Genomic DNA, 23,954 nt, shown 5'->3' on the forward strand with positions numbered 1-23,954 from the left:
GTCGGCGACATCTGCGATCTCTTCGAACCCGACGAATGCTGGAACTACTTCAAGGCCGCAGGATATGCCCACGATTAAACGCACGAAGCTCTAGCTAGTCTCGGTCTCGGTTTCCGTCTCTGTTTCGACCTCGGGCGCCGGATCGGGCGCCGGCGGCGCGGTGTTGGCCGGCGGCGCCGGGGAAATCGGCACTTCCAGGGCGCCGCCCCCCATCACCAGCGTGTACCAGACCTTGCCGGTGCTTTCCTGGTGATAGGCAAAGCCCAGATCCTCCGCGTCCGGATGCAGGATGACCTCGCGCGTTGCGGCCTGCTTCATCCAGGCGGCCAGCGTCTCGGTATCCGTCTCGTAGGTTTCCGAGATGTTCTCGCCCAGCATCCGCTTCTGATACCCGGCCCTTGCCACGCGCTCGACCGGAGACGAGCCGTTGGAGCCGAAATGCCACGGCCGGTTCTGCCGGGCCATGTCGTTCGAATGGGTCAGCGCGGCCGCGTTCAGCGCCGAATCGAGCTGGACCGCGGGCAGCCCCTTCGCCCGGCGCAGCGCATTCACCGAGTCCAGCATCCGAAGCTGGACCGGACCCTGGTTGCTGTTGCTCAGGCGAAACACGCCGCCGCTGCCGTCAGGCGCCGGGGCGCCGCAGCCCGCAAGCAGAATCATGCCGGTCAGCAGCAAGAGAATTGGACGCATCATTGCCTGTCACCCTGGATTTGGCCCACAAACCACCTAGCTCGCTGGCCCGTGGGGTTCAAACCGTAGAGGCCCGCGTGCGCGAAGTAGCGCTTGTTTGAATTGCGACTGCGGCTTTGTAGCCATAAGATGCGGGCGCAGCAAATAATACATGGCTGGAGAGACCGATGTCCTCGGACAAAAAACCGAACCTGACCCGGCGTGTCTTCCTGGGTGCGAGCGCCGCCGCCATAGGCGGCCTGTCCGCGCCCGCGGTCGCCCAGACCGAGAACACGACGATCTACGATGCCGACAACCCCAAGCGGAACATCTCCAGTTTCCGCGCGCTGGATTGGCGGCCCTATTTCAGCAACACCCGCAACGGCGCGATCCTCGTCGACACCCGCTCGCGCGCGCTGCATTTCTGGTCCGAGGACCAGACGGTGTACAAGCTGTACCCGACCAGCGTGCCGCTGACCGAGGAGTTGACGCGCCGCGGCCGCACCAGCGTCGTTCGCAAGGTCGAAGGCCCGTCCTGGCGCCCGACGCCGTCGATGAAAAAGCGCAACCCGGAATGGCCGGACTATGTCGGCCCGGGGCCCGACAACCCGCTGGGCACCCACGCGCTGTATCTCGGCTGGACCTATTACCGCATCCACGGCACCCACGACACGCGCAAGATCGGGCGCCGGTCGTCGAACGGCTGCATCGGGCTCTACAACGAGCACATTCAGGAGCTGTTCGGCCTGACGAAAGTAGGTTCTCAGGTGTTGCTAATTTGACGACGCCGCGCCGCTTCACGCGCGCGAGGGCATGTTGGGTTTGCCATGGCGAAGCGGTGGTGCTTATTGAGGAATTGCGGGGTACAGTAGACGTTCCACGTGTATCCAACCGTAAGCCAGATCCAAGTCCTGGAGGATAAAAATGAAAAAAGTCGCACTCGCTGCCGCCTTCGCAGCCGCTGCGTCAACGGCGTATGCCGGCAACTACGAGAAAGTCGTGGTTGTCGAACCCGAAATCGTCGTGGAAGAAGCCGCTTCTTCCTCGAATGCCGGCCTGATCGTGCCGCTGCTGGCGCTGATCGTGTTCGCCGCGGCCGCGGCCAACTGAGTCAGACCAAGGCTTTGTGAAAAGGCGGCAGGGTTCTGCCGCCTTTTTCTATTTCAGCCAGCCCTGCAGCTCGGTCTCGATCACCGTCGACAGCACGTCGATATGCGCCGCGTCGTCGTTCAGGCACGGGAAATAGGTAAAGCTCTCGCCGCCGGCTTCCTCGAAGCTTTCGCGGATCTCCTCGTTGATCTCTTCCAGCGTCTCGATGCAGTCGGCAGAGAAGGCCGGCGCGATCACGGCGATCCGTTTCTTCCCCGCCTCCGCCAGCCGCGCGACCTCTTCCACCGTGTAGGGCTGCAGCCATTCCTCGGGGCCGAAGCGCGACTGGAAGGTGGTCACCAGCTCGTCCGCCGACCAGCCCAGCCGCTCGCGCAGAAGGCGAGTCGTCTTCCGGCACTGGCAATGGTACGGGTCGCCCTCCTCGGTCAGGTAGCGTAGCGGCAGACCGTGATACGAGGCGACCAGAACATCCGGCTTCTGGTCCAGCGCGGCATAGCCCCGCTCCACCGTTTGCGCCAGCGCGTCGATATAGTCGGGGTGGTCGAAATAGGGCGGCACCGTCCGCACCGCGGGCTGCCATTTCTCCGCCATCAGCGCGCGGAACAGCTGATCGTTCGCGGTGGCCGTGGTGGCGCCGGCATATTGCGGATAAAGCGGGAAGAACAGGATCTTGCGACAGCCCCGCGCGACCATCCCGCGCAGCACCGACTTCGTCGAGGGATTGCCGTAGCGCATGCAGTAATCGACGATCACGTCGTCGCCGTAGCGCGCCTGCATCTTCTGTGAAATCCCCGCCGTCTGCGCCTTGGTGATCGTGGCCAGCGGGCTTTCCCCCGCCTCCTCGTTCCAGATCGACCTGTAGGCCGCGCCCGAGGAGAACGGCCGCTTCGACAGGACGATCCCCTGCAGGATCGGCTGCCATTTCCACTTGGGATAGTCGATCACCCGCTGATCCGACAGGAACTCGTTCAGATAGCGCCGCATCGACCAGTAGTCATAGCCGTCCGGCGTGCCCAGGTTCGCCAGCAGCACGCCGACCTTGTCCTGCGCGATCTTCGGATGATCCGCCGGCGCGTGCTCCGGCCGCTTCTCCACGATGTCTTTCATGTGCATCCCGTCCTGTGATCCCGGGGGAGATAACGGCTGTGCCGTCCCGGTCAATTGCGCAACTTTGTCTCGGTCGTGCCCAGCGCGTCCGCCAGGCTCTGCGTGGCCGAGCCGGGGCGCAGCGGTTCCGGCTGATCCGGGCCGGGCGCCCAGCCGGTCAGCAGGATGATCTCGAAGGTCGCGGGAATACGCCCGTCTTCCGTCCCGAACGCCTCCACATAGCGCCGCGCCGCCTCCAGCAGCACCGCGCGCCGGGTGAACCGCCGCGGCCGCTCGGTCATCGCGTTCGTCTCGCCCATCGCCCGCAGGTCGCGCATCAGGCGCAGGGGGTCGGCATAGCTGACCGTCTTCGGCAGGTTGTCCGCCACCGGCAGCGCGAAGCCCGCCCGCTGCATCAGCGCGCCCACGTCGCGGATCTCGGCCATCGGCGCCACGCGCGGCGACAGCCCGCCGGTGACGGCCGCTTCCGCCTCGGCCAGCGCACCGCGCAGCTCGGTCAGCGTCTGCCCCCCGAACAGTGCCCCCAGGAACAGCCCGTCGGGCTTCAGCGCCCGCCGCGCCTGGATCAGCTGCCCGACGGGATCGTCGGCCCAGTGCAGCGACATCGCGTGAATCACCAGGTCATGCGCGCCGGGTTCCAGCGAAAGCGTCTCTAGATCGGGCGAAATCGCCGCCTCGGGCAGGCGCGCGCGCCACAGATCGGGCCAGGCGGTCACCACGGCCGGCGCCGTAAACCGCCTGTTAACCATCATGAGTCTTTCCTGGATCTCGTCGGCCGCTTCCTCCTGCAGGAACAGCGCCGCGTCGCCGGTGGCCCGGGCGCGGGCCCGCTGGCGGTCAAGCGCGGCGCGGTCGGTGAGGGGTCTGGTCATGCGATACGGGCCCGTGTTGTCCGGCCGCCTAGATAGGAGTCTCGTGCCCGAATGCAAAGCCTGCTGCGCATCGCCTTCCCGCCGCAATGCGTCAGCTGCGGCGCGCTGGTGGAGGAGACGTTCGGCCTCTGCGGCCCCTGTTGGCGCGACACGCGGTTCGTCACCGGGCTGGTCTGCGACCAATGCGGCGCGCCGCTGCCGGGCGAATCGGACGGGCAGGCCGAGCTGTGCGACGATTGCATGAGCATCGGACGCCCCTGGGCGCACGGGCGGGCGGCGCTGCTCTACCGCGACAACGCGCGGCGGCTGGTGCTGGCGCTGAAACACGGCGACCGGCTCGACCTGGTGCGCCCCGCGGCGCGCTGGATGGCGGGCGTGGCGGGGCCGTGCCTCGACGCGGACAGCGTGATCGTCCCGGTTCCGGCGCATTACCTGCGCCTGCTCCGCCGCCGCTACAACCAGTCCGCCGCGCTGGCGCAGGCCGTGGCGAAAAGCGTGCGCCGTCCCTGCCTGCCCGACCTCCTGCGCCGCAGCCGCCGCACGCGGATGCAGGACGGCATGAGCCTGGAGGACCGGTTCCGCAACCTGTCCGACGCGATCCGCCCCGCGCGCAACGCCCGCGACCGCCTGGCAGGCCGTGCCGTTCTGCTGGTCGACGACGTGATGACCTCGGGCGCCACGCTGGCCGCCTGCGCCGAGGCCGCCCATGCCGCCGGCGCGCGGCAGGTTTGCGTCCTGGTACTGGCGCGCGTTGCGAAGGATGCCTAAGTCCCTATAGGTTAACGGACCAAGGGGAAACGGGCGAGAAATGCAGCCAGTCGAAATCTACACCACGCCGTTCTGCGGCTTCTGCCAGATGGCGAAACGGCTTCTGACCCAGAAGGGCGTCGATTTCTCGGAAATCGACGTGTCGGGCGATTCCGGGAAACGGCAGGCGATGATGGCCCGCGCGAACGGCGGCTATACCGTGCCGCAGATCTTCGTGGGCGACCGGCATGTCGGCGGCTGCGACGAGCTCTACGCGCTGGAGCGGGCGGGCAAGCTGGACCCGCTCCTGGCCGCATAGGTGCGCGCCGCCCTGCTGCAGATGACGGCCTCGGACGACCCCGAGGCGAACCTGCCGGACACGCGGCAGGCGGTGGCCGACGCCGCCGGGCAGGGGGCCGAACTGATCCTGACGCCGGAGGTCACCAACTGCGTCTCGGCCAGCCGCACGCGGCAAAACCAGGTGCTGCGGCCGGAGGCCGAGGATGCCACGCTCGCCGCGCTGCGCGAGGACGCGGCGCGGCTCGGCGTGTGGCTGAACATCGGCTCGCTGGCGCTGAAGACGGACGATCCCGACGGGCGGTTCGCCAACCGGTCCTTCTTGATCGGCCCGACGGGAGAGATCGCCGCGCGCTACGACAAGATCCACATGTTCGACGTGGTGATCTCCGAGACCGAGAGCTACCGCGAATCCGCCGGCTATCGCCCCGGCGACCGGGCGGTGCTGGCCGAGACTCCCGTTGGCCGGATCGGCCTGACGATCTGCTACGACATCCGCTTCCCGCATCTCTACCGGCAGCTGGCGCAGGCCGGCGCCGACATCCTGCTGGTCCCGTCGGCCTTCTCCGCCGTGACCGGCGCGGCGCATTGGGAAAGCCTGCTGCGCGCCCGGGCGATCGAGACCGGCTGTTTCGTGCTGGCCGCCGCGCAGACCGGCACGCACCCGGCGACCCGCGGCAAGGCGCGGCAGACCTACGGCCATTCGCTGGCCGTCGCGCCCTGGGGCGAGGTGCTGGCCGATGCGGGCGAAGCGCCGGGCGTGACCATCGTGGACCTGGACCTCGCCGAGGTGGCCTCAGCCCGGTCCCGCGTCCCGTCGCTCGACCACGACCGCACGTTCGAGCCGCCGGCATGAGCGATTCCAACGAAAGCCTCTCGGTGGCCCTGTTCAGCGAGCTGTTCATGGCCGATCAGCTGGCGCGGGTGAAGCTCGCCCGCGTGCTGCCCAAGGGGATGGAGTTGAGCCATTTCTCGGTGCTCAACCACCTGTCGAAGTCGAAGGGCGAAAAGACCCCGGGCCAGCTCGCCCGCGTGTTCCACGTCACCCGCGGCGCGATGACCAACACGCTGAACAAGCTCGCCTGGGCCGGCTATGTCCATATCCGCCCCGACTGGGACGACGCCCGCCGCAAGTTCGTCGCGATCAGCCCCGCCGGCCGCCGCGCCTGCGAGGAGGCGTTCCAGGTCATCGCCCAGACCGTCAGCGAGATGGTCGAGGATATCGGCGCCGACAAGGTCCGCGCCGCGCTGCCCGTCCTGCGCGAGGTGCGCGAGCGGCTGGGCGACGAGGACTGAGTCGCGTTCACGCTTTCCGTGAAATCGAGTCCCATCGGTTGAATTCATGCTATGATCGAGTCGCCTCTCGATTGTGAGAGCCGATTGAACACAGTGATTTCGACAGGAGGACGCCATGGCGAAGCCCGACAAGCACAGCGCCGCATCCGGCGCCGCGGCCAAGGAACTGGAACTGCGCAAGGCCGAGGACGCCGCCGAGGAGGCCGCGAAGCTTCTTCACGTCTATGCCCGCGGTGCGATCTGCGAGACCGAGACCCGCGGCTTCCCCACGCCCGACAACCGGTCGCCGACGGAACTCGTGGTGGACGCGACCGAAGGCTTCATCCCGCTCTGGGCCCCCGGCACCACCCTGCGCTGGCGCTTCAACGCGCTGTCGATGACCGCCTTCGTGAACCCCGAGGCGGCCAAGTCCTATGTCCGCACGCTGATGGCCGACGCGATCCTGGCCTGGGGCAACGCGGCGCCGGTGCGGTTCAAGGAGGCGCACGACGCCTGGGATTTCGAGATCGTGGTGCGGGCGCAGGAGTACTGCTCGCCCAACGGCTGCGTCCTGGCCTCGGCCTTCTTTCCCGACGGCGGCCAGCACGAGCTGATGATCTATCCGACCATGTTCCAGCAGAGCCGCGAGGAACAGGTCGAGACGATGGCCCACGAGATCGGCCATATCTTCGGCCTGCGCCACTTCTTCGCGCAGGTGAGCGAGACCGCCTGGCCGGCCGAGATCTTCGGCACGCACGAGCGCTTTTCGATCATGAATTACGGCGAGGACAGCCGCCTGACCGACACCGACCGCGAAGACCTGATCCGGCTTTATCACCATGTCTGGTCGGGCAACCTGACCGAGATCAACGGCACCCCGATCCAGCAGGTACATCCCTACAGCCATACCCGCGCGACGCCGGTGAACCCGATGGTCGCGATGGTCCAGCCGACGGTGGCGCGGCGCGCCTGATCCTCCCCGGGGCGGCGGGCGCGGGGCTAGTCCGGCTTCACGCTCGCCGTCACGTAATTCACCGACAGGTCGCGGTCCGAGATCGACCACGACCAGCCCAGCGGGTTGAACACGAACCCCTTGCGGTCGACCGGCTCTAACCCGGCCTGTCGCAGCAGGTCGAACAGCTCGTCCGGGGTGATGAACTTCGCCCAGTCATGCGTGCCCTTGGGCAGCCAGCGCATCACGTGCTCGGCGCCGACGATGGCCATGACATAGCTCTTCGGAGTCCGGTTCAGGGTGGAGCAGATCATGATCCCGCCCGGCTTCAGCAGTCTCTGACACGCCGCCAGATAGGCCGGCGGGTCCGAGACATGCTCCACCACCTCCATGTTCAGCACCGCGTCGAATTGCTCGCCCGCCTCGGCCAGCGCCTCGGCGGTGGTGTGGCGATAGTCGATCTCCAGCCCCGACTGCTCGGCATGGATGCGGGCGACGGGGATGTTGCGTTCGGCCGCGTCGGCGCCCACGACCTCGGCCCCCAGCCGCGCCATCGGTTCCGCCAGCAGCCCGCCGCCGCAGCCGATGTCCAGGATGCGCAGCCCGGCGAACGGCGAGGGGTCCGCCAGATCCCGCCCGAACTCCGCCGCGATCTGCCCGGTGATGTAATCCAGCCGGCAGGGGTTCAGCATGTGCAGCGGCTTGAACTTGCCGTTCGGGTCCCACCACTCGGCGGCCATCGCCTCGAACTTGGCGACTTCCTCACTGTCCACGGTCGTCGTTTCGGCAGCCATCGCATCCCCTCGATTTCCATGCCCGGCCCCATGGCGGGGGCGGGCCGGACACTATATAGGGGGCTTATGGATAAGGTCGCGACCAGACGAAAGGGAATCCAGCATCTGTACCCGCCGATCGACCCCTTCGATCAGCGGATGATGGATGTGGGCGACGGGCACAAAGTGTATGTCGAGCAATGCGGCAACCCCGCCGGCATCCCCGTCCTGGTGCTGCACGGCGGCCCCGGCGGCGGCTGCAGCCCTGCCATGCGGCGCTATTTCGACCCCGACATCTACCGCGTGATCCTGTTCGATCAGCGCGGCTGCGGCCGGTCACGCCCGCATGCCAGCACCGACGCCAATACCACCTGGCACCTCGTCGATGACATAGAAATGATCCGCCGTGTGCTGAAGGTGCGCCAATGGGTCGTGTTCGGCGGCTCCTGGGGCGCGACGCTGGCACTGATCTATGCCCAGGCGCATCCCGAGCGCACCGCCGCGCTGATCCTGCGCGGCGTGTTCCTGATGACCCGCTCCGAGCTCGACTGGTTCTACGGCGGCGGCGCCGGGCGGTTCTTTCCCGAGCTCTGGGCGCGGTTCGAGTCGCTGGTCCCCGAGGACGAGCGCGACGACCTGATCTCGGCCTACAACCGCCGCCTGTTCTCCGAGGACATGATGGTCCAGACCCGGTACGCCCGCGCCTGGACCGCCTGGGAAAACGCGCTCGCCTCGATCGACAGCGAGGGCATCGGCGGCGACAGCCCGGCCGATTACGCCCGCGCCTTCGCCCGGCTGGAGAACCACTATTTCACCAATGCCGGGTTCCTGGAGCGCGACGGCCAGATCCTCGCCCGGGCCGACCGGCTGACGGGGATCGCCGGCCATATCGTCCAGGGCCGCTACGACATGATCTGCCCGCCGCATTCGGCCCATGCGCTGCACCACGCCTGGCCGGGATCGAGCCTGTCGATGATCGGCCGCGCCGGCCACGCCCTCTCGGAACCGGGGATCAGCGCCGAGCTGGTGCGGATCATGGACAAGCTGCGCTTCGACGCCGGGCTGCGCGGCCTGGCGCAGGGCCTGCGCTGAGATCACAAGGCTTTACACAGGTCCGGTTTTTGTTAACTTGCCAGTCAACGAAAAATCGGGACGGAGGTGACGGGGGCCGTGCACCCGGTATTGAAGATCGTCATTCAAAGGCTTCTGCTGGGTCTGCTTACGCTCCTCGTGGTCTCGATCGTGATCTTCCTCGCGGTCAACGCCCTGCCCGGTGACTTCGCCCAGGCGATCCTCGGACAATCCGCCACGCCCGAGGCCGTCGCCGCCATCCGCCGCGATCTCGGCCTCGATCAACCCGCCGTCACGCGGTATTTCTCCTGGCTGGCCGACATGCTGACCGGCGACCTGGGCGTCAGCTTCGCCCAGGCCAACTTCGCCAGCTTCGTCGGCACCAGCGCCGAGAGCGGGTCAGGTCCGGTGACCGTGCTGCAGCAGATCACCCCGCGCTTCCAGAACACCATGTTCCTCGCCGGCGTGACGGCGATCATCGCGGTCCCGGTGTCGCTGACCCTGGGCATCCTCGCGGCGCTCTACCGCAACTCGGCCTTCGACCGCGGCGTGAACATCTTCGCGCTGTCCTCGGTCTCCAGCCCCGAGTTCTTCCTGGCCTATATCCTGATCCTGTTCCTGGCGGTGCTGAACCCGGTGCTGCCGTCGCTGTCGAACATCTTCTCCGACATGGGGCTGGGAGAGCGGCTGCGCGCCACGCTCCTGCCGGCGCTGACCCTGACGCTGGTGGTGACGGCCCAGATGATGCGGATGACGCGGGCGGCGATCATCAACCTGCTGGCCTCGCCCTATATCGAGATGGCGCGGCTCAAGGGCATCTCGCCGACACGGGTGATCGTGACCCACGCGCTGCCCAACGCGCTGGCGCCGATCATCACCGTCATCGCGCTGAACCTCGCCTATCTCATTACCGGCGTCGTGGTGGTCGAGGTGGTCTTCGTCTATCCCGGCATCGGCCAGCTCTTCGTCGACAGCGTCAAGATCCGCGACATCCCGGTGGTGCAGGCCTGCTGCCTGATCTTCGCCTCGGCCTATATCCTGCTGAACCTTCTGGCGGACGTGCTGTCGATCTTGTCCAACCCGCGTCTGAGGCACCCGAAATGAGCCTCTGGGTCTGGATCCTCCTGGCGCTGGCCGCCATCGCGCTGGGCGGCTGGCTGTTCCGCTATGCGGGGCAGCGGATCACCGCAAACCGTCCCTATTTCCGCGATATGCCCTATGGCGTCGCCTTCGGCTACGTCTTCGCGGGGGCGGCGGTGCTGGGCGGCATCTGGCTCTATTTCCAGGACGGCGCGGTGTTCTTCCGCTGGGCGGTCCACGGGCTTCTGGGCTTCGCCGCCGCCGCCTGGGTCTTCCGCACGCTGGGCCGCACCGTCGGAACGGACCGGACGCGCAAGTTCTTCCGGTCGATGCCGCTGACGGCGTCCTTCGGCCTGCTGATCATCCTGATCTACGCGGTCCTGGCGATCTTCGCGCCGCTCATCGCGCCCTACGGGCAGGAAGAGGTGTTCCAGCAGGTCAACGCGCTGCCCGGCGGCGACCCGGCGGCCGGCGGCAACCCCGACCACCTGCTCGGCACCGACCAGATCGGGCGCGACCTGCTCTCCCGTCTGATCTACGGCGCACAGAACACGGTGGGCATCGCTTTCGCCACCACCTGCCTCGCCTTCTTCCTCGGCGGCTCCTTCGGCTTTCTCGCGGCGACGCTGGGCGGCTGGCTGGACCAGGTGCTCAGCCGCACGGTCGACGTGCTGATGGCGATCCCGTCGCTGATCTTCGCGCTTCTGCTGATGACCATCGCCAGCGCCTGGGCCGGCACGCAAAGCTGGCAGCTGACCTTCTATATGATCGTCATCATCGCGGTGATCGATTCCACCCGCGTGTTCCGCCTGTCGCGCGCCGTGGGGGCGAATATCGTCGTGATGGACTACATCGAGGCCGCGAAGCTCCGGGGAGAGGGGCTGCGCTATCTGATCTTCCGCGAGATCCTGCCCAACGCCTACGCGCCGCTTCTGGCCGAATTCGGGCTGCGCTTCTGCTTCGTCTTCCTGACCATCGCCTCGCTGTCCTTCCTGGGCGTCGGCATCCAGCCGCCGCTGGCCGACTGGGGCACCATGGTCCGCGACCTGGCGCAGTTCATCAACTTCGCCGCCTTCTCGCCGCTGGCCGCCGCGCTTCCGCTGATGGCGGCGGGGGCGATCGCGCTGCTGACCGTGGCGGTGAACTTCGTGGTGGACTGGATGCTGCAGAAATCCTCGGGGCTGAAGGAATGAGCAATCTCGTCGAAATCCGCGATATCTGGATCGAGGGCCGCTCCGACGAGGACTGGCTGCCGATCATCAACGGCATCGACCTGACCCTGGCCAAGGGCGAGGTGCTGGGCCTGATCGGCGAATCCGGCGCGGGCAAGTCCACGCTGGGCCTCGCCGCGATGGGCTATACCCGCGACGGCGTGCGCATCAAGTCGGGCTCGGTCACCTTCGACGGCATCGACCTGATCGCCGCCTCCGCCGCCACGAAACGTGACCTGCTGGGCAAGCGCATCGCCTATGTCGCGCAATCCGCCGCGGCCAGCTTCAACCCCGCGCACAAGCTGATCGACCAGCATATCGAGGCGCCGGTGCAGCACGGCATCTCCGGCCGAACCGAGGCCACGCAGGACGGCATCGAGCTCTACCGCCGCCTGCGCCTGCCGAACCCCGAGGAGATCGGGTTCCGCTATCCCCACCAGGTCTCGGGCGGACAGCTGCAGCGCGCGATGACGGCGATGGCGATGTCCTGCCGTCCCGACCTGATCATCTTCGACGAGCCGACCACGGCGCTCGACGTGACGACCCAGATCGAGGTGCTGGCGGCGATCCGCGACATCGTCGAACAGTTCGACACCGCCGCGATCTACATCACCCACGACCTCGCCGTCGTCGCCCAGATGGCCGACCGCATCAAGGTGCTGCTCCGCGGCGACGAGGTTGAGACGGCCGACACCCGCACCATGCTGTCGGCGCCGCAACAGGATTACACCAAGAGCCTCTGGGCCGTGCGCAGCTTCGACCGGCCGGCGAAACCGGCGCCCGCCACCGATGCGACGCCGGTGATCTCGGTGCAGAACATCACCGCCGCCTACGGCAGGATGCCGGTGCTGTTCGACGTCAGCTTCGACATCCACGAGGGCCGCACCGTCGCCGTCGTGGGCGAATCCGGCTCCGGCAAGTCCACCGCGGCGCGGGTCATCACCGGCCTTCTGCCGCAGAGTCAAGGCGTGATCGAGTACCGGGGCGACCCGCTGCCCGCCGACTACCGCAAGCGCGACCGCAACCAGCTGCGCCAGGCGCAGATGATCTACCAGATGGCCGACACGGCGCTGAACCCGCGCAAGACCATCGGCGAGATCGTCGGCCGGCCGGTCGAGTTCTACATGGGGCTGAAGGGCCGCAAGAAACGCGAACGGACGCGCCAGCTTCTGAACCAGATCGAGCTGGAGCCCGACCAGTTCATCGACCGCCTGCCGTCCGAGCTGTCGGGCGGCCAGAAACAGCGCGTCGGCATCGCCCGGGCACTGGCCGCCGAGCCGGAATTCATCATCTGCGACGAGGTGACCTCGGCGCTCGACCAGCTGGTCGCCGAGGGCATCCTGCGCCTGCTCGCCCGGCTGCAGGACGAGCTTCACCTCAGCTACATGTTCATCACCCACGATCTCGCCACCGTGAAGGCCATCGCGGACGAAGTTGTGGTGATGAAGGACGGCCGCGTGGTAGAACACGGGCCGAAGAAAGAGATGTTCACGCCGCCGCACCATCCCTACACCGACCTGCTGCTCAGCTCGGTGCCCGAGATGGACCCGGACTGGCTGACCGAGCTGCTGGCCGAGCGGGGGCGGGAGAATATCGGCGACGCCGCCGTCGGCAAGATGTAATGATCCAAGGCCACAGGAATCGCCGAGACGCGCGGACCGGGACGGCCCCATGAAGACGAAACCAAGGGAGTTCTACCAATGACACGTTTCACGAGACGCGGACTGCTGGGGACCGGCGCCGCCGCCGGTGTGCTGGCCGCCACCGGCCTGCCCGTCCGGGCGCAGCCCAAGCGCGGCGGCCGCCTGCGCATGGGCCTGAACGGCGCCAACACCTCGGACAGCTGGGACGGCCGGACCCATTCCGACATCTTCATGTCCTCGGCGGCCTCGGGCTGCGTGTTCGACACGCTGACCGTCGTCGCGGCCGACGGCTCGCTGCAGGGCGAATTGTCCGAAAGCTGGGAGGCGTCCTCCGACGCCAAGACCTGGACCTTCAACCTGCGCCAGGGCGTGACCTTCCACAACGGCAAGGGCTTCGGCGCCGACGACGTGATCGAGTCGCTCAAGATGCATGTGGGCGAGGGCGTGAAATCGGCCGCCAAGCCGATCGTCGAATCGATCGCCGAGATGAACAAGATGACCGACCACCAGGTGCAGTTCGTGCTCGACGAGGGCAATGCGGACTTCCCGTATCTCTTGGCCGACTATCACCTGCTGATGTACCCCGCCGGCCAGATCGACGAGGCCATCGCCAAGGGCATCGGCACCGGGCTGTACCGGGTGCAAAGCTTCGATCCCGGCGTCCGCTTCGTCGGCACCCGGGTCGACAGCCACTACAAGGACGGCGAATTCGGCTGGTTCGACGAGGTCGAGATCATCGCCGTCAACGACATCACCGCCCGGATGAACGCGCTGCTGACCGGGCAGGTGGACGTGATCAACGACATCGACTTCAAGACCGAGTCGCTGCTGTCGGCGAACCCGAACACCGAGATCTTCGAGGTCACCGGCAACCAGCAGTTCACCTTCCCGATGCTGACCGACGTGGCGCCGTTCGACGACAACAACGTCCGCATGGCGATCAAGCACGCGGTCAACCGGCAGGAGATGGTGGACAAGATCCTGCTCGGCCACGGCTCGGTCGGCAACGACAGCCCGATCGGCCCGGCGAACCAGTACTATTTCGCCAACATGGAGCAGCACAGCTACGACCCCGAAAAGGCGAAGTGGTATCTGAAACAGTCCGGCATGGACTCGCTTTCGGTCGACCTGTCGGTGTCGAACGCCGCCTTCACCGGCGCGACCGACGCGGCACAGCTCTACCAGGCCTCGGCCAAGGGTGCGGGGATCACCATCAACCTCGTGCAGGAGCCGGCCGACGGCTACTGGTCGAACGTCTGGCTGAAAAAGCCGTGGTGCGCCTGCTACTGGTCCGGCCGCGCGACCGAGGACCTGATGTTCTCGACCGCCTACGCCACCGGCGCGCCGTGGAACGACACGCATTTCGAGAACGAGCGCTTCATGGAATTGCTGGTCCAGGGCCGCACGACCTTCGACCCGGACAAGCGGCGCGACATCTACTACGAGATGCAGCAGATCGTCCACGACGAGGGCGGCGCCGTCATCCCGATGTTCGCGAATTTCGTCGGCGCGAAGTCGTCCAAGGTGACCAATTCGGGCACCATCGGCAACGTCTACAAGGTGGACAACGCCCGCGTGGCCGAGCGGTGGTGGATGGCGTAAACCGCCTTTGACCTGCTTACGAAACGCCCCGTCCTCGCGGCGGGGCGTTTCCGTTTCGGTCGCGCCTCAGCCGAACCGCGACCACGCCTGCCGCATCGCCGACTCCATCTCGGACCAGGACTTGTCGAGCCCCTTCTTCATGTCCCAGAAAGCATCCTGCCCGGACTTCTGGTATTGTTCCAGCTGCGCCTGCATCTGGTCGCGATGCGCCTTCAGCTCCTCCAGCTTCTGCTGATAGTGGATGCGCGCATCCGCCTCGGCCTTGTCGGCCTGGGCCTTGAGCTTCTCGATCTCGGCGCGCCATTCCTCCAGCTGGGCGCGGGCCCGCTTTTCGTAGGCGTCCTTGTCGGTTTCGTCGGTCATGATGGGTTCCTCCTCTCGGTTGACCGTCAGGATATCAGATAGACTGCGTCGCGTATGCCGCAATCTCGCCCCTTGCAGAGTCGCATCGCCGCGCGTATATCCCCCCTCAACAGCGGCGCCTTGGCTTCCACCCCCACGGCTCCACCGGACAAGTGTGACGGGCCGCGCGCCCGTTTTTTCGTTTCTGGACCCTGCATGTCTGACCTGATCGCCAAAGCCCCCATCGACAAGCGCCTGGCCGAGATCCTGACCCCGATCATCGAGGGGATGGGGTTCGAGCTGATCCGCGTGCGGCTGATGGGCGGCAAGTCCAAGACCGTGCAGGTGATGGCCGAACGCCCCGAGGGCGGCGGCATCGAGGTGGACGACTGCGCCGAGATCTCGACCGCCGTCTCCGCCGTGCTCGACGTCGAGGATCCGATCGAGGACGCCTACACGCTGGAGGTCTCCAGCCCCGGCATCGACCGGCCGCTGACCCGGCTCAAGGATTTCGACACCTGGGACGGCTACGAGGCAAAGCTGGAGACCGCCGAGCTGATCGACGGCCGCCGCCGCTTCAAGGGCATGCTGGCCGGGACCGAGGGCAGCGAGGTGCTGATCGAGATCGAGGATCAGGGCGCGCCGGTGACCATCGGGCTGCAGTTCGACTGGCTGAGCGACGCCAAGCTGGTGCTGACGGACGAGCTGATCCGCGACGTGCTGAAGAGCCGCAAGGATGCCGGCATCGTGGATGAGGACAAGTTCGACGAGATCGAGACAGAAGAGGGCGACGGAGACGACGCCGGTGCGGTATGAGTGGGATGCGGACAAGCGCAGAGCCAATCTGGACAAGCACGGACTGGATTTCGCCGATGTGGAGCGCGGGTTCGATTGGGAGCTTGCCCTCTTGGACGAAGACGACGCCCGCGCGGAGCAGCGCGATCAGGCCATCGGGTATCTGTTCCAGCAGGTCGTCGTCCTTGTCTACACGCTACGCGGCGATGCATGCCGCATCATTTCGCTGAGACGCGCCGATCCGAGGGAGCGCAGAGCTTATGAACGAAGCTGAACACGGGATGCCCGACGAAGAGAACCCGCCCTTCGATTTCGCCAGCGCCCGCGCGTGGCGCCCCGGCGATCCGCCGTCCTCGCCCGAGGCGCGGCTGTATCGTGCCCTGCGCCAGGTCGTCGCCGCCCGGAAGTCCGGGCAGGAAAAGGAACTGACAGAGGCGCTCGACGCCGCCGAGAGCGTCCTCTCCCGTTACGAAGACAAAGGATAAGAGCAATGGCCATCACCTCTGCCAACCAGCTGGAACTGTTGCAGACCGCCGAGGCGGTCGCGCGCGAGAAGATGATCGACCCGGGCCTCGTGGTCGAGGCGATGGAGGAATCGCTCGCCCGCGCCGCCAAGAGCCGCTACGGCAGCGAGATGGACATTCGCGTGTCCATCGACCGCAAGACCGGCAAGGCCACCTTCACCCGCGTCCGCACCGTGATCGGCGAGGACGAGGAGCTGGAGAACTACCAGTCGCAGCTGACCGTCGAGCAGGCCAAGCAGTACCTCGACGACCCGCAGCCCGGCGATGTCATCACCGACGAGGTGCCGCCCGTGGAAATGGGCCGGATCGCCGCGCAATCGGCCAAGCAGGTGATCCTGCAGAAGGTCCGCGAGGCCGAGCGCGACCGCCAGTTCGAGGAATTCCAGGACCGCGTCGGCACCATCATCAACGGTGTCGTCAAGCGCGAGGAATACGGCAACGTCATCGTCGATGTGGGCCGGGGCGAGGCGATCCTGCGGCGCAACGAGAAGATCGGCCGCGAAAGCTATCGCCCGAACGACCGCATCCGCTGCTACATCAAGGATGTGCGCCGCGAGCCGCGCGGCCCGCAGATCTTCCTCAGCCGCACCGCGCCGGAATTCATGGCCGAACTGTTCAAGATGGAAGTGCCGGAAATCTACGACGGCATCATCGAGATCAAGGCCGTGGCCCGCGACCCGGGCTCGCGCGCGAAGATCGCGGTGATCTCCTACGATTCGAGCATCGACCCGGTCGGCGCCTGCGTCGGCATGCGCGGCAGCCGGGTGCAGGCCGTGGTGAACGAGCTTCAGGGCGAGAAGATCGACATCATCCCGTGGAACGAGGATCAGCCGACCTTCCTGGTGAACGCGCTGCAACCCGCCGAGGTGTCGAAGGTGGTGCTGGACGAGGAAGCCGAGCGGATCGAGGTCGTGGTCCCCGAGGAGCAGCTGAGCCTGGCCATCGGCCGGCGCGGCCAGAACGTGCGGCTGGCCTCGCAGCTCACCGGTCTCGACATCGACATCATGACCGAGGAAGAGGAAAGCCAGCGCCGGCAGGCCGAGTTCGAGGAGCGCACCAAGCTGTTCGTCGACACGCTGGATCTGGACGAGTTCTTCGCCCAGCTGCTGGTGGCCGAGGGCTTCACCACGCTGGAAGAGGTCGCCTATGTCGAGCTGGACGAGCTGACGGTGATCGACGGCGTCGACGAGGAGACCGCCGAGGAATTGCAGGCCCGCGCCAAGGACTTCATCGACGAACAGAACCGCAAGGCGCTGGAACATGCGCGCGAGCTGGGCGTCGAGGACAGCCTCGTCGGGTTCGAGGGGCTGACGCCGCAGATGATCGAGGCGCTGGCGCTGGACGATGTGAAGACGCTGGAGGACTTCGCCACCTGCGCCGACTGGGAGCTGGCCGGCGGCTGGACCACCGTCGACGGCGAGCGGGTGAAGGATGACGGCCTGCTGGAGAAATTCGACGTCAGCCTCGCCGAGGCGCAGGAACTGGTGATGAACGCGCGGGTCCAGCTGGGCTGGGTCGACCCGGCCGATCTGATATCCGAGGCGGACGAGGCCGAAGGCGAAGCCGCCGCGGAAGTCCAGGAGGTCGGGGCCTGATCCCAGGCCCCGGAGGCGCCGGATGGCTCGGGGTGGCCAGCGGAAAGACCGCGATGCGGGACCGGAGCGGCGCTGCATCGCCACGGGAGAGGTCCGGCCCAAGGCCGGGCTGATCCGTTTCGTCGTGGGGCCGGACGCGGAAATCGTCCCGGATGTCCTTGAAAAACTTCCCGGAAGGGGCATCTGGGTAGGATCGGAAAAGTCCGCGCTGACCCTCGCGGTCAGGAAGCGGCTATTTTCCCGGGCGGCGAAACAGTCGGTTTCCATCCCGGAAACGCTTATCGAGCAGGTCGAACGGCAGCTCCTGCAGCGGGTGATCGAGCTGATCGCCCTCTCGCGCAAGGCGGGCCAGGCGGTGGCCGGATACGAGAAGGTCCGCGCCTGGCTGGACGCGGGCGAGGCCGAGGTTCTGATCCAGGCGTCGGACGGGTCCGAGCGGGGGAAGACGAAACTGAGGACGCCCGAGGACGGCCAGTTCATCGGCTGCCTGACGGCGCAGGAATTGGGTTTGGCATTCGGGCGCGAACATGTGATACATGCGGCGCTTGCGGCTGGCGGACTCACCACACGTGTAGTAGAGGATGCCGCACGGCTTTCCGGCCTGCGCATGACGGACGGGGGAGATGGGGCCCCCGGAAAGGATTTGAAGACGCGATGAGCGATACCGACGGCAAGAAGACACTTGGGATTCGCGGCGGCCCCCGGTCGGGGCAGGTGAAGCAGAGCTTCAGCCACGGCCGGACCAAGAACGTCGTTGTGGAGACCAAGCGCAAGCGCGTTGTCGTGCCCAAGCAGGGTGCGGGGGACAAGTCCGGCGGCGGCGGCAAGCAGGGCGGCGATCCGTCCAAGCGCCCGGCCGGGATTTCCGACGCCGAGATGGAGCGCCGGATGAAGGCGCTCGCCGCCGCCAAGGCGCGCGAGGCCGAGGAACAGAAAAAGCGCGAGGAAGATGAACGCCAGCGCGCCGAGGAGCGCGAGCGCCGCCGCGCCGAGGCCGAGGCCAAGGAACGCGAGGAGCGCGAGCGCGAGGAGAAGGCGCGCCAGAAGGCCGAAGAGGACGAGCGCCGCAAGCGCGAGGCCGAAGAGGCCAAGGTGAAGGCCGCCGAGGAAAAGGCCAAGCCGGCCGAGCCCGAGGCCCAGCCCGCCGCGCCGGTCGAGGACGCCCGCTCGGGCAAGCCCTCCTCCGCCCCGCGCAAGACCGAGCGCCGCGACGACAGCCGCGAGAAGCAGGGCAAGCCCGGCAAGGGCGCCCGCGACGGCGGCGGCCGCCGCTCGGGCAAGCTGACGCTGAACCAGGCGCTGTCCGGCGGCGAAGGCGGCCGGCAGAAATCGCTCGCCGCGATGAAGCGCAAGCAGGAGCGCGCCCGCCAGAAGGCGATGGGCGGCGCCGAGAACCGCGAAAAGATCGTGCGCGACGTGCAGCTGCCCGAACATATCGTGGTGTCCGAGCTCGCCAATCGCATGGCCGAGCGGGTGCCCGACGTGGTCAAGGCGCTGATGCAGAACGGCATGATGGTCACCCAGAACCAGACCATCGACGCCGACACCGCCGAGCTGATCATCGAGGAATTCGGCCACAAGGTCGTGCGCGTCTCCGACGCCGACGTCGAGGACGTGATCGACACGGTCGAGGACAAGGCCGAGGATCTGCAGCCGCGGCCGCCGGTCATCACCATCATGGGCCATGTCGACCACGGCAAGACCTCGCTTCTGGACGCGATCCGCAAGACCAAGGTCACCAGCGGCGAGGCCGGGGGCATCACCCAGCATATCGGCGCCTATCAGGTGCAGACGCAGGACGGCACGACGCTGTCCTTCCTGGATACGCCGGGCCACGCCGCCTTTACCTCGATGCGCGCCCGCGGTGCGGACGTGACCGACATCGTGGTGCTGGTCGTGGCCGCCGACGACGCGGTGATGCCGCAGACGGTCGAGGCGATCAATCACGCCAAGGCCGCCGGCGTCCCGATGATCGTGGCGATCAACAAGATCGACCTGCCGGCCGCGAATCCCGACAAGGTGCGCACCGACCTGCTGCAGCACGAGGTGATCGTCGAGAAGCTGTCGGGCGACGTGCAGGACGTGGAAGTCTCCGCGCAGTCCGGCGACGGGCTGGAGGAACTGCTGGAATCCATCGCGCTGCAGGCTGAGATCCTGGAGCTGAAGGCCAACCCCGAGCGCGCCGCGCAGGGCGCCGTGATCGAGGCCCAGCTGGACGTGGGCCGCGGCCCCGTCGCCACGGTCCTCGTGCAGAACGGCACGCTGCGGCAGGGCGACATCTTCGTCGTCGGCGAGCAGTGGGGCAAGGTCCGCGCGCTGGTCAACGACAAGGGCGAGCGCGTGAAGGAGGCCGGGCCGTCGGTGCCGGTCGAGGTGCTTGGCCTGAACGGCACGCCCGAGGCCGGCGACGTCCTGAACGTGGTCGAGACCGAGGCGCAGGCGCGCGAGATCGCCGAGTACCGCCAGAACGCGGCCAAGGAGAAGCGCGCCGCCGCCGGCGCCGCGACCACGCTGGACCAGCTGCTGGCCCAGGCGAAAGAGGACGAGAACGTCGCCGAACTGCCGATCCTGGTGAAGGCCGACGTGCAGGGCTCGGCCGAGGCGATCGTCCAGGCGATGGAGAAGATCGGCAACGACGAGGTCCGCGTGCGGGTGCTGCATTACGGTGTCGGCGCCATCACCGAGACCGATATCGGCCTGGCCGAGGCGTCGAAGGCGCCGGTCATCGGCTTCAACGTGCGGGCCAACGCGCCGGCGCGTCAGGCCGCGAACCAGAAGGGTGTCGAGATCCGCTATTACAGCGTGATCTACGACCTCGTGGACGACGTGAAGAAGGCCGCGAGCGGCCTGCTGGGCGCCGAGATCCGCGAGAACTTCATCGGCTATGCCGAGATCAGGGAGGTCTTCAAGGTCTCCAAGGTCGGCAATGTCGCGGGCTGTCTCGTCACCGAGGGCGTCGCCCGCCGGTCCGCCGGGGTGCGCCTGCTGCGCGATGACGTGGTGATCCACGAAGGCACGCTGAAGACGCTGAAGCGCTTCAAGGACGAGGTGTCCGAGGTCATCTCGGGCCAGGAATGCGGCATGGCCTTCGAGAACTACGAGGACATCCGCCCCGGCGACGTCATCGAGATCTTCGAGCGGGAAGAGGTCGAGCGCACGCTCACCTGATCCCGGCCCGAGATCCCGGCCCGAGACGGAAATGACAAAGGGGAAGGCCGCGGCCTTCCCCTTTGCGTTTCGTCCGTGATGTGGTGGTGGTCAGGCGGCCAGAGCATCCACCGGCCGGCCGGTGAAGATCTTGTCACCGACCCGCACCGATACCGAGCCGTTCGGCAGGGTCTTCACAAGAAGGCCCTGGACCGAAACACAACTCCCGATGGTGATCGTCCTCAGCATGGCATGCGTCCCCAGATGTCATGGTAATGCCAAAAATAGGCTCAAATCGTTCTAAAATCACTAACAAATTCGGCGGAGACCCGCTTTTCTGCCAAAATGACAGGCCGGAATCGGCTAAGGCCACAAAACATAGGTAAAATCCCTTCGCGACAAAATCGCGAAAATCACAACCAGTCGCGCAAGACCGGGATCAGCGGTACATCCGCAGGTGGCATAGGATAGCTGCGCAGGTCTCGTGCGGCGACCCATTTCAGCTGCTGCCCCTCGCGCGATTGCGGCACGCCCTCCCACTTGCGGCAGGCGAAAAGCGGCATCAGCAGATGGAAATCGTCGTAGCCATGGCTGGCGAAGGTCAAGGGCGCCAGGCAGCTTTCCCAGGTGTCGATACCAAGCTCTTCCTCCAGCTCGCGGATCAGCGCCGCCTCGGGCGATTCCCCGGGTTCCACCTTGCCGCCGGGAAACTCCCACAGCCCGGCCATCGCCTTGCCCTCGGGGCGCCGGGTCAGAAGCACGCGGCCGTCGCGGTCGATCAGCGCGACGGCCGAGACCAGGACGACCTTCATGACCGGTAGTCGGCGTTGATCTCGATATAGGCGTGGGTCAGGTCGCAGGTCCAGACGGTCGCGGCGCCGTCGCCCAGCCCCAGGTCGACCCCGATCACCAGGTCCTCGCGCTGCATATAGGCCGCGCCGTCCTCCTCGCGGTAGCCCGGGTCGACCCAGCCGTCGCGCGCCACCTGGATGTCGCCGAAGGTGATCGCCAGCCGGTCGCGATCCGCCGCGGCGCCGGACTTGCCGACGGCCATGACGATCCGGCCCCAGTTCGGGTCTTCGCCGGCGATGGCGGTCTTGACCAGCGGCGAGTTGGCGATCGCCATCGCCGCCTTCTTCGCGTCGGCCGGCCCGGCCGCGCCGGTCACCCGGACCTCGACGAACTTCGTCGCCCCCTCGCCGTCGCGCACCACCTGATGCGCCAGGTTCCGCATCACGTCGCCCAGCGCCGCCTCGAAGGCCTGCCCCGCGCTCGTCCGCCCGTCGCCCACGGTCACGCCCGACGCGCCGGTCGCGGCGAGCAGCACGGTGTCCGAGGTCGAGGTGTCGCTGTCCACGGTGATCGCGTTGAAACTGGTCTCGGTCAGCTTCGACAGCATGCGCTGCAGATCCTCGCGCGCGATCTGCGCGTCGGTGAAGAGATAGACCAGCATCGTCGCCATGTCGGGCGCGATCATCCCCGAGCCCTTGGCGATGCCGGCGATCTTCACCTCCTGCCCGTCGATATCCACGACCATCGACGCGCCCTTGGGGTAGGTGTCGGTCGTCATGATCGCCTGCGCGGCCCCGGCGATGCCGTCGGGGGACAGCGCGTCCTTCAACTCGGCCAGCTTCGCGGCGATGCGGTCATGCGGCAGCTTCTCGCCGATCACCCCGGTCGAGGAGGTGAAGACCCGCGACTGCGGCACGCCCAGCACCTTCGAGGCCTCGACGCACAGCGCCTTCACCGCCTCCATCCCGTGAGTGCCGGTGAAGGCGTTGGCGTTGCCGGAATTCACCACGATGGCGGCGCCGCTTTTCGACGTGCCGGCGATCTTGTCCTGGCAATCCAGCACCGGCGCCGCCCGGGTGGCCGACTTGGTGAAGACGCCGGCGATCTCGGTCCCCGGCGCCAGCTCGGCCAGCATCACGTCGGTCCGCCCGGCATAGCGCACCCCGGCCTGCGCCGCGGCAAAGCGGACGCCGCCGATCTCGGGCAGGTCGGGAAACCCGCCCGGCGGCGCGAGCGGCGAGACGGCCGGCGCCGTCTTGGTCCCGGGTGCGGCGGGCTCGGCCGCCTGCACCCGTGCCTTCAGCGCCTTCAGCTTGCGCTTGAGCTTCCGGATCGTCTTTTTCTTGCCGGCCATCCGCTGTCCGCCCCTGTCACTCGGTGATCAGCGACAGATCCTTCAGAACCGCCGGGTCGATCTCGGACACGTCGGCGCGGTCGATCTCGGCGGCTTCGACGATCTCGTTGATCTCGGCGCGCAGCTTCTGCTCCCACAGCTCGGTCTCCAGCGTGCCGCGGACCTCGGCCAGCTCCGGCGCCTCGGGCAGGCGGGTCTCGTTCAGCTTGACCACGTGCCAGCCGAACTGCGTCTGCACCGGCGCGGAAATCTCGCCCGGCTCCAGCGTCACGACGGCTTCCTCGAACTCCGGAACCATCTGGCCCGGCCCGAACCAGCCCAGGCTGCCGCCATTGGCGCCCGACGGGCCGGTGGATTTCTCCTTGGCCACGGCGGCGAAGTCGGCGCCGCCCTCCAGCTCCTCGATCACGGCCTGCGCCGCCTCCTCGGACTCCACCAGGATATGCGAGGCGTTGAATTCCTTCACCGGCTCGTAATCGGCATACTTCGCGTCATAGGCGGCCTGCAGGTCCTCTTCGGTGACCGCGATGGTCGAGGCCAGCGCGTTCACCTTGCTGGCGGCGATCAGCGAGCTTTCCTCGTTGTCGATGGTCAGCTCGGTCGCCTTGTCGACCTCGTCCACCGACAGGCTGACGGCGCGCTGCTGGATCAGCCGCTCCATCAGGCCCTCGAAGATCACCTCGTCCGGCAGGCCCTTGTTCTGGTCCGACAGCGTCTCGCGCATGGCGATCATGTGGCCGATGGTGATGTCGACGCCGTCGACGGTGGCCACGACGGTGTCGGCGGTGACCTCGGCGGGCGCGCTGTCGTCCTGCGCCAGGCCGGGGGCGGCCAGCGTCAGGCTGAGTGCGGCGCTTGCCAGAAGGGTCTTGCAGTTTGCCATGGGTCGGTCCTTTTTTCGATCCGGGCCGCGGCCGTCCGCGACGTTGACACTATTGGGGCGGCCCCTTACATCGCCGTATGGCGCGCAGGGCCGCCGTCTCCCCGCATTTCCTA

The 23,954-nt window shown here is 67.1% G+C and carries 27 protein-coding genes; 18 read left to right on the top strand and 9 right to left on the bottom strand.

The window, feature by feature from the left end; all coding sequences use genetic code 11:
* Positions 1 to 90 precede the first annotated feature (90 nt).
* Complete coding sequence (gene dalA, locus P1J78_RS12720) at positions 91 to 693, bottom strand: divisome-associated lipoprotein DalA (protein ID WP_309568130.1); 603 nt, start codon at positions 691 to 693, stop codon at positions 91 to 93.
* Positions 694 to 857: 164 nt separating this feature from the next.
* On the opposite strand from dalA, the gene P1J78_RS12725 reads away from it, so the two are divergent.
* On the top strand, positions 858 to 1,451 hold the full coding sequence (locus P1J78_RS12725) for a L,D-transpeptidase (RefSeq protein WP_275567745.1): 594 nt from the start codon (positions 858 to 860) through the stop codon (positions 1,449 to 1,451).
* A gap of 142 nt (positions 1,452 to 1,593) precedes the next feature.
* Positions 1,594 to 1,779 carry a hypothetical protein gene (locus P1J78_RS12730; RefSeq protein ID WP_275567746.1) on the top strand — a complete coding sequence of 62 codons (186 nt, stop codon included), beginning with the start codon at positions 1,594 to 1,596 and terminating at the stop codon, positions 1,777 to 1,779.
* A 48-nt stretch (positions 1,780 to 1,827) separates the two neighbouring features.
* On the opposite strand, the gene hemH is transcribed toward P1J78_RS12730, so the two are convergent.
* Both hemH and P1J78_RS12740 read right to left on the bottom strand, forming a co-directional pair.
* Positions 1,828 to 2,886 (bottom strand): ferrochelatase, encoded by a 1,059-nt coding sequence (gene hemH, locus P1J78_RS12735; protein WP_275567747.1) that lies wholly within the window; start codon positions 2,884 to 2,886, stop codon positions 1,828 to 1,830.
* 50 nt (positions 2,887 to 2,936) lie between these two features.
* Positions 2,937 to 3,758, bottom strand: coding sequence for a methyltransferase domain-containing protein (locus P1J78_RS12740; protein ID WP_275567748.1), 822 nt, complete (start codon positions 3,756 to 3,758; stop codon positions 2,937 to 2,939).
* Between the two features lie 51 nt (positions 3,759 to 3,809).
* Between P1J78_RS12740 and P1J78_RS12745 the strand changes: the two genes are divergently transcribed.
* The 5 genes from P1J78_RS12745 (at position 3,810) to P1J78_RS12765 (ending at position 7,050) form a co-directional block, all read left to right on the top strand.
* Positions 3,810 to 4,526, top strand: coding sequence for a double zinc ribbon domain-containing protein (locus tag P1J78_RS12745; RefSeq protein ID WP_275567749.1), 717 nt, complete (start codon positions 3,810 to 3,812; stop codon positions 4,524 to 4,526).
* Between the two features lie 40 nt (positions 4,527 to 4,566).
* Positions 4,567 to 4,824 carry a glutaredoxin 3 gene (gene grxC, locus P1J78_RS12750; protein ID WP_275567750.1) on the top strand — a complete coding sequence of 86 codons (258 nt, stop codon included), beginning with the start codon at positions 4,567 to 4,569 and terminating at the stop codon, positions 4,822 to 4,824.
* Complete coding sequence (locus tag P1J78_RS12755; protein WP_275567751.1) at positions 4,825 to 5,658, top strand: carbon-nitrogen hydrolase family protein; 834 nt, start codon at positions 4,825 to 4,827, stop codon at positions 5,656 to 5,658.
* The gene (locus P1J78_RS12760) at positions 5,655 to 6,098 is read left to right on the top strand and encodes a MarR family winged helix-turn-helix transcriptional regulator (RefSeq protein WP_275567752.1); all 444 of its coding nucleotides are present in this window, start codon (positions 5,655 to 5,657) and stop codon (positions 6,096 to 6,098) included. Before P1J78_RS12755 ends, P1J78_RS12760 begins: the two co-directional genes overlap by 4 nt.
* Before the next feature lie 115 nt (positions 6,099 to 6,213).
* On the top strand, positions 6,214 to 7,050 hold the full coding sequence (locus P1J78_RS12765) for a matrixin family metalloprotease (protein ID WP_275567753.1): 837 nt from the start codon (positions 6,214 to 6,216) through the stop codon (positions 7,048 to 7,050).
* Positions 7,051 to 7,076: 26 nt separating this feature from the next.
* Here the strand turns inward: P1J78_RS12765 and ubiG are convergent, their stop codons facing one another.
* Positions 7,077 to 7,823, bottom strand: a complete 747-nt coding sequence (ubiG, locus tag P1J78_RS12770) for a bifunctional 2-polyprenyl-6-hydroxyphenol methylase/3-demethylubiquinol 3-O-methyltransferase UbiG (protein WP_275567754.1) — start codon at positions 7,821 to 7,823, stop codon at positions 7,077 to 7,079.
* 66 nt (positions 7,824 to 7,889) lie between these two features.
* On the opposite strand from ubiG, the gene pip reads away from it, so the two are divergent.
* The 5 genes from pip to P1J78_RS12795 all read left to right on the top strand — a co-directional run bounded on the left by pip (position 7,890) and on the right by P1J78_RS12795 (position 14,409).
* A complete protein-coding gene (gene pip, locus P1J78_RS12775; RefSeq protein WP_275567755.1) occupies positions 7,890 to 8,894 on the top strand; it encodes a prolyl aminopeptidase in 1,005 nt (334 codons plus the stop codon).
* A 78-nt stretch (positions 8,895 to 8,972) separates the two neighbouring features.
* A complete protein-coding gene (locus P1J78_RS12780; RefSeq protein WP_275567756.1) occupies positions 8,973 to 9,977 on the top strand; it encodes an ABC transporter permease in 1,005 nt (334 codons plus the stop codon).
* Positions 9,974 to 11,146 (top strand): ABC transporter permease, encoded by a 1,173-nt coding sequence (locus P1J78_RS12785; RefSeq protein WP_275567757.1) that lies wholly within the window; start codon positions 9,974 to 9,976, stop codon positions 11,144 to 11,146. The genes P1J78_RS12780 and P1J78_RS12785 overlap by 4 nt, the downstream gene beginning before the upstream one ends.
* On the top strand, positions 11,143 to 12,786 hold the full coding sequence (locus P1J78_RS12790) for an ABC transporter ATP-binding protein (protein ID WP_275567758.1): 1,644 nt from the start codon (positions 11,143 to 11,145) through the stop codon (positions 12,784 to 12,786). Before P1J78_RS12785 ends, P1J78_RS12790 begins: the two co-directional genes overlap by 4 nt.
* 78 nt (positions 12,787 to 12,864) lie before the next feature.
* Positions 12,865 to 14,409, top strand: a complete 1,545-nt coding sequence (locus P1J78_RS12795) for an ABC transporter substrate-binding protein (protein WP_275567759.1) — start codon at positions 12,865 to 12,867, stop codon at positions 14,407 to 14,409.
* A gap of 66 nt (positions 14,410 to 14,475) precedes the next feature.
* Here P1J78_RS12795 and P1J78_RS12800 read toward each other — a convergent pair whose 3' ends face one another.
* Positions 14,476 to 14,772, bottom strand: a complete 297-nt coding sequence (locus P1J78_RS12800) for a sll1863 family stress response protein (protein WP_275567760.1) — start codon at positions 14,770 to 14,772, stop codon at positions 14,476 to 14,478.
* A 195-nt stretch (positions 14,773 to 14,967) separates the two neighbouring features.
* Here P1J78_RS12800 and rimP point away from each other — a divergent pair, with 195 nt between their 5' ends.
* The 6 genes from rimP to infB are packed head-to-tail and all read left to right on the top strand — an operon-like array spanning position 14,968 to position 20,833.
* Positions 14,968 to 15,567 (top strand): ribosome maturation factor RimP, encoded by a 600-nt coding sequence (gene rimP, locus P1J78_RS12805; protein WP_275567761.1) that lies wholly within the window; start codon positions 14,968 to 14,970, stop codon positions 15,565 to 15,567.
* Positions 15,557 to 15,820, top strand: coding sequence for a BrnT family toxin (locus P1J78_RS12810; RefSeq protein WP_275567762.1), 264 nt, complete (start codon positions 15,557 to 15,559; stop codon positions 15,818 to 15,820). Before rimP ends, P1J78_RS12810 begins: the two co-directional genes overlap by 11 nt.
* A 7-nt stretch (positions 15,821 to 15,827) precedes the next feature.
* The gene (locus tag P1J78_RS12815; protein ID WP_275567763.1) at positions 15,828 to 16,031 is read left to right on the top strand and encodes a hypothetical protein; all 204 of its coding nucleotides are present in this window, start codon (positions 15,828 to 15,830) and stop codon (positions 16,029 to 16,031) included.
* A 5-nt stretch (positions 16,032 to 16,036) separates the two neighbouring features.
* Positions 16,037 to 17,665 (top strand): transcription termination factor NusA, encoded by a 1,629-nt coding sequence (nusA, locus tag P1J78_RS12820; protein ID WP_275567764.1) that lies wholly within the window; start codon positions 16,037 to 16,039, stop codon positions 17,663 to 17,665.
* 22 nt (positions 17,666 to 17,687) lie between these two features.
* Positions 17,688 to 18,323, top strand: a complete 636-nt coding sequence (locus P1J78_RS12825; RefSeq protein WP_275567765.1) for an RNA-binding protein — start codon at positions 17,688 to 17,690, stop codon at positions 18,321 to 18,323.
* Positions 18,320 to 20,833 carry a translation initiation factor IF-2 gene (gene infB / locus P1J78_RS12830; protein WP_275567766.1) on the top strand — a complete coding sequence of 838 codons (2,514 nt, stop codon included), beginning with the start codon at positions 18,320 to 18,322 and terminating at the stop codon, positions 20,831 to 20,833. Before P1J78_RS12825 ends, infB begins: the two co-directional genes overlap by 4 nt.
* A 90-nt stretch (positions 20,834 to 20,923) precedes the next feature.
* Here the strand turns inward: infB and P1J78_RS12835 are convergent, their stop codons facing one another.
* From P1J78_RS12835 to P1J78_RS12850, 4 genes are all read right to left on the bottom strand, one after another.
* On the bottom strand, positions 20,924 to 21,061 hold the full coding sequence (locus P1J78_RS12835; protein ID WP_275567767.1) for a hypothetical protein: 138 nt from the start codon (positions 21,059 to 21,061) through the stop codon (positions 20,924 to 20,926).
* 164 nt (positions 21,062 to 21,225) lie between these two features.
* Positions 21,226 to 21,624: an 8-oxo-dGTP diphosphatase MutT gene (gene mutT, locus P1J78_RS12840; protein WP_275567768.1), complete on the bottom strand. Its 399-nt coding sequence runs from the start codon at positions 21,622 to 21,624 to the stop codon at positions 21,226 to 21,228.
* A complete protein-coding gene (gene argJ / locus P1J78_RS12845; protein ID WP_275567769.1) occupies positions 21,621 to 22,958 on the bottom strand; it encodes a bifunctional glutamate N-acetyltransferase/amino-acid acetyltransferase ArgJ in 1,338 nt (445 codons plus the stop codon). The genes mutT and argJ overlap by 4 nt, the downstream gene beginning before the upstream one ends.
* 16 nt (positions 22,959 to 22,974) lie before the next feature.
* Positions 22,975 to 23,841 carry a peptidylprolyl isomerase gene (locus tag P1J78_RS12850; protein WP_275567770.1) on the bottom strand — a complete coding sequence of 289 codons (867 nt, stop codon included), beginning with the start codon at positions 23,839 to 23,841 and terminating at the stop codon, positions 22,975 to 22,977.
* Positions 23,842 to 23,954: the final 113 nt, after the last annotated feature.

The sequence above is a fragment of the Psychromarinibacter sediminicola genome, assembly GCF_029168335.1.
Lineage (GTDB): Bacteria > Pseudomonadota > Alphaproteobacteria > Rhodobacterales > Rhodobacteraceae > Psychromarinibacter > Psychromarinibacter sediminicola.

Coding starts and splice junctions, on each gene's coding strand:
- dalA (WP_309568130.1), bottom strand. CDS start 693: ATGATGCGTCCAATTCTCTTGCTGCTGACCGGCATGATTCTGCTTGCG.
- P1J78_RS12725 (WP_275567745.1), top strand. CDS start 858: ATGTCCTCGGACAAAAAACCGAACCTGACCCGGCGTGTCTTCCTGGGT.
- P1J78_RS12730 (WP_275567746.1), top strand. CDS start 1,594: ATGAAAAAAGTCGCACTCGCTGCCGCCTTCGCAGCCGCTGCGTCAACG.
- hemH (WP_275567747.1), bottom strand. CDS start 2,886: ATGAAAGACATCGTGGAGAAGCGGCCGGAGCACGCGCCGGCGGATCAT.
- P1J78_RS12740 (WP_275567748.1), bottom strand. CDS start 3,758: ATGACCAGACCCCTCACCGACCGCGCCGCGCTTGACCGCCAGCGGGCC.
- P1J78_RS12745 (WP_275567749.1), top strand. CDS start 3,810: ATGCAAAGCCTGCTGCGCATCGCCTTCCCGCCGCAATGCGTCAGCTGC.
- grxC (WP_275567750.1), top strand. CDS start 4,567: ATGCAGCCAGTCGAAATCTACACCACGCCGTTCTGCGGCTTCTGCCAG.
- P1J78_RS12760 (WP_275567752.1), top strand. CDS start 5,655: ATGAGCGATTCCAACGAAAGCCTCTCGGTGGCCCTGTTCAGCGAGCTG.
- P1J78_RS12765 (WP_275567753.1), top strand. CDS start 6,214: ATGGCGAAGCCCGACAAGCACAGCGCCGCATCCGGCGCCGCGGCCAAG.
- ubiG (WP_275567754.1), bottom strand. CDS start 7,823: ATGGCTGCCGAAACGACGACCGTGGACAGTGAGGAAGTCGCCAAGTTC.
- pip (WP_275567755.1), top strand. CDS start 7,890: ATGGATAAGGTCGCGACCAGACGAAAGGGAATCCAGCATCTGTACCCG.
- P1J78_RS12785 (WP_275567757.1), top strand. CDS start 9,974: ATGAGCCTCTGGGTCTGGATCCTCCTGGCGCTGGCCGCCATCGCGCTG.
- P1J78_RS12790 (WP_275567758.1), top strand. CDS start 11,143: ATGAGCAATCTCGTCGAAATCCGCGATATCTGGATCGAGGGCCGCTCC.
- P1J78_RS12795 (WP_275567759.1), top strand. CDS start 12,865: ATGACACGTTTCACGAGACGCGGACTGCTGGGGACCGGCGCCGCCGCC.
- P1J78_RS12800 (WP_275567760.1), bottom strand. CDS start 14,772: ATGACCGACGAAACCGACAAGGACGCCTACGAAAAGCGGGCCCGCGCC.
- rimP (WP_275567761.1), top strand. CDS start 14,968: ATGTCTGACCTGATCGCCAAAGCCCCCATCGACAAGCGCCTGGCCGAG.
- P1J78_RS12815 (WP_275567763.1), top strand. CDS start 15,828: ATGCCCGACGAAGAGAACCCGCCCTTCGATTTCGCCAGCGCCCGCGCG.
- nusA (WP_275567764.1), top strand. CDS start 16,037: ATGGCCATCACCTCTGCCAACCAGCTGGAACTGTTGCAGACCGCCGAG.
- P1J78_RS12825 (WP_275567765.1), top strand. CDS start 17,688: ATGGCTCGGGGTGGCCAGCGGAAAGACCGCGATGCGGGACCGGAGCGG.
- infB (WP_275567766.1), top strand. CDS start 18,320: ATGAGCGATACCGACGGCAAGAAGACACTTGGGATTCGCGGCGGCCCC.
- P1J78_RS12835 (WP_275567767.1), bottom strand. CDS start 21,061: ATGCTGAGGACGATCACCATCGGGAGTTGTGTTTCGGTCCAGGGCCTT.
- mutT (WP_275567768.1), bottom strand. CDS start 21,624: ATGAAGGTCGTCCTGGTCTCGGCCGTCGCGCTGATCGACCGCGACGGC.
- argJ (WP_275567769.1), bottom strand. CDS start 22,958: ATGGCCGGCAAGAAAAAGACGATCCGGAAGCTCAAGCGCAAGCTGAAG.
- P1J78_RS12850 (WP_275567770.1), bottom strand. CDS start 23,841: ATGGCAAACTGCAAGACCCTTCTGGCAAGCGCCGCACTCAGCCTGACG.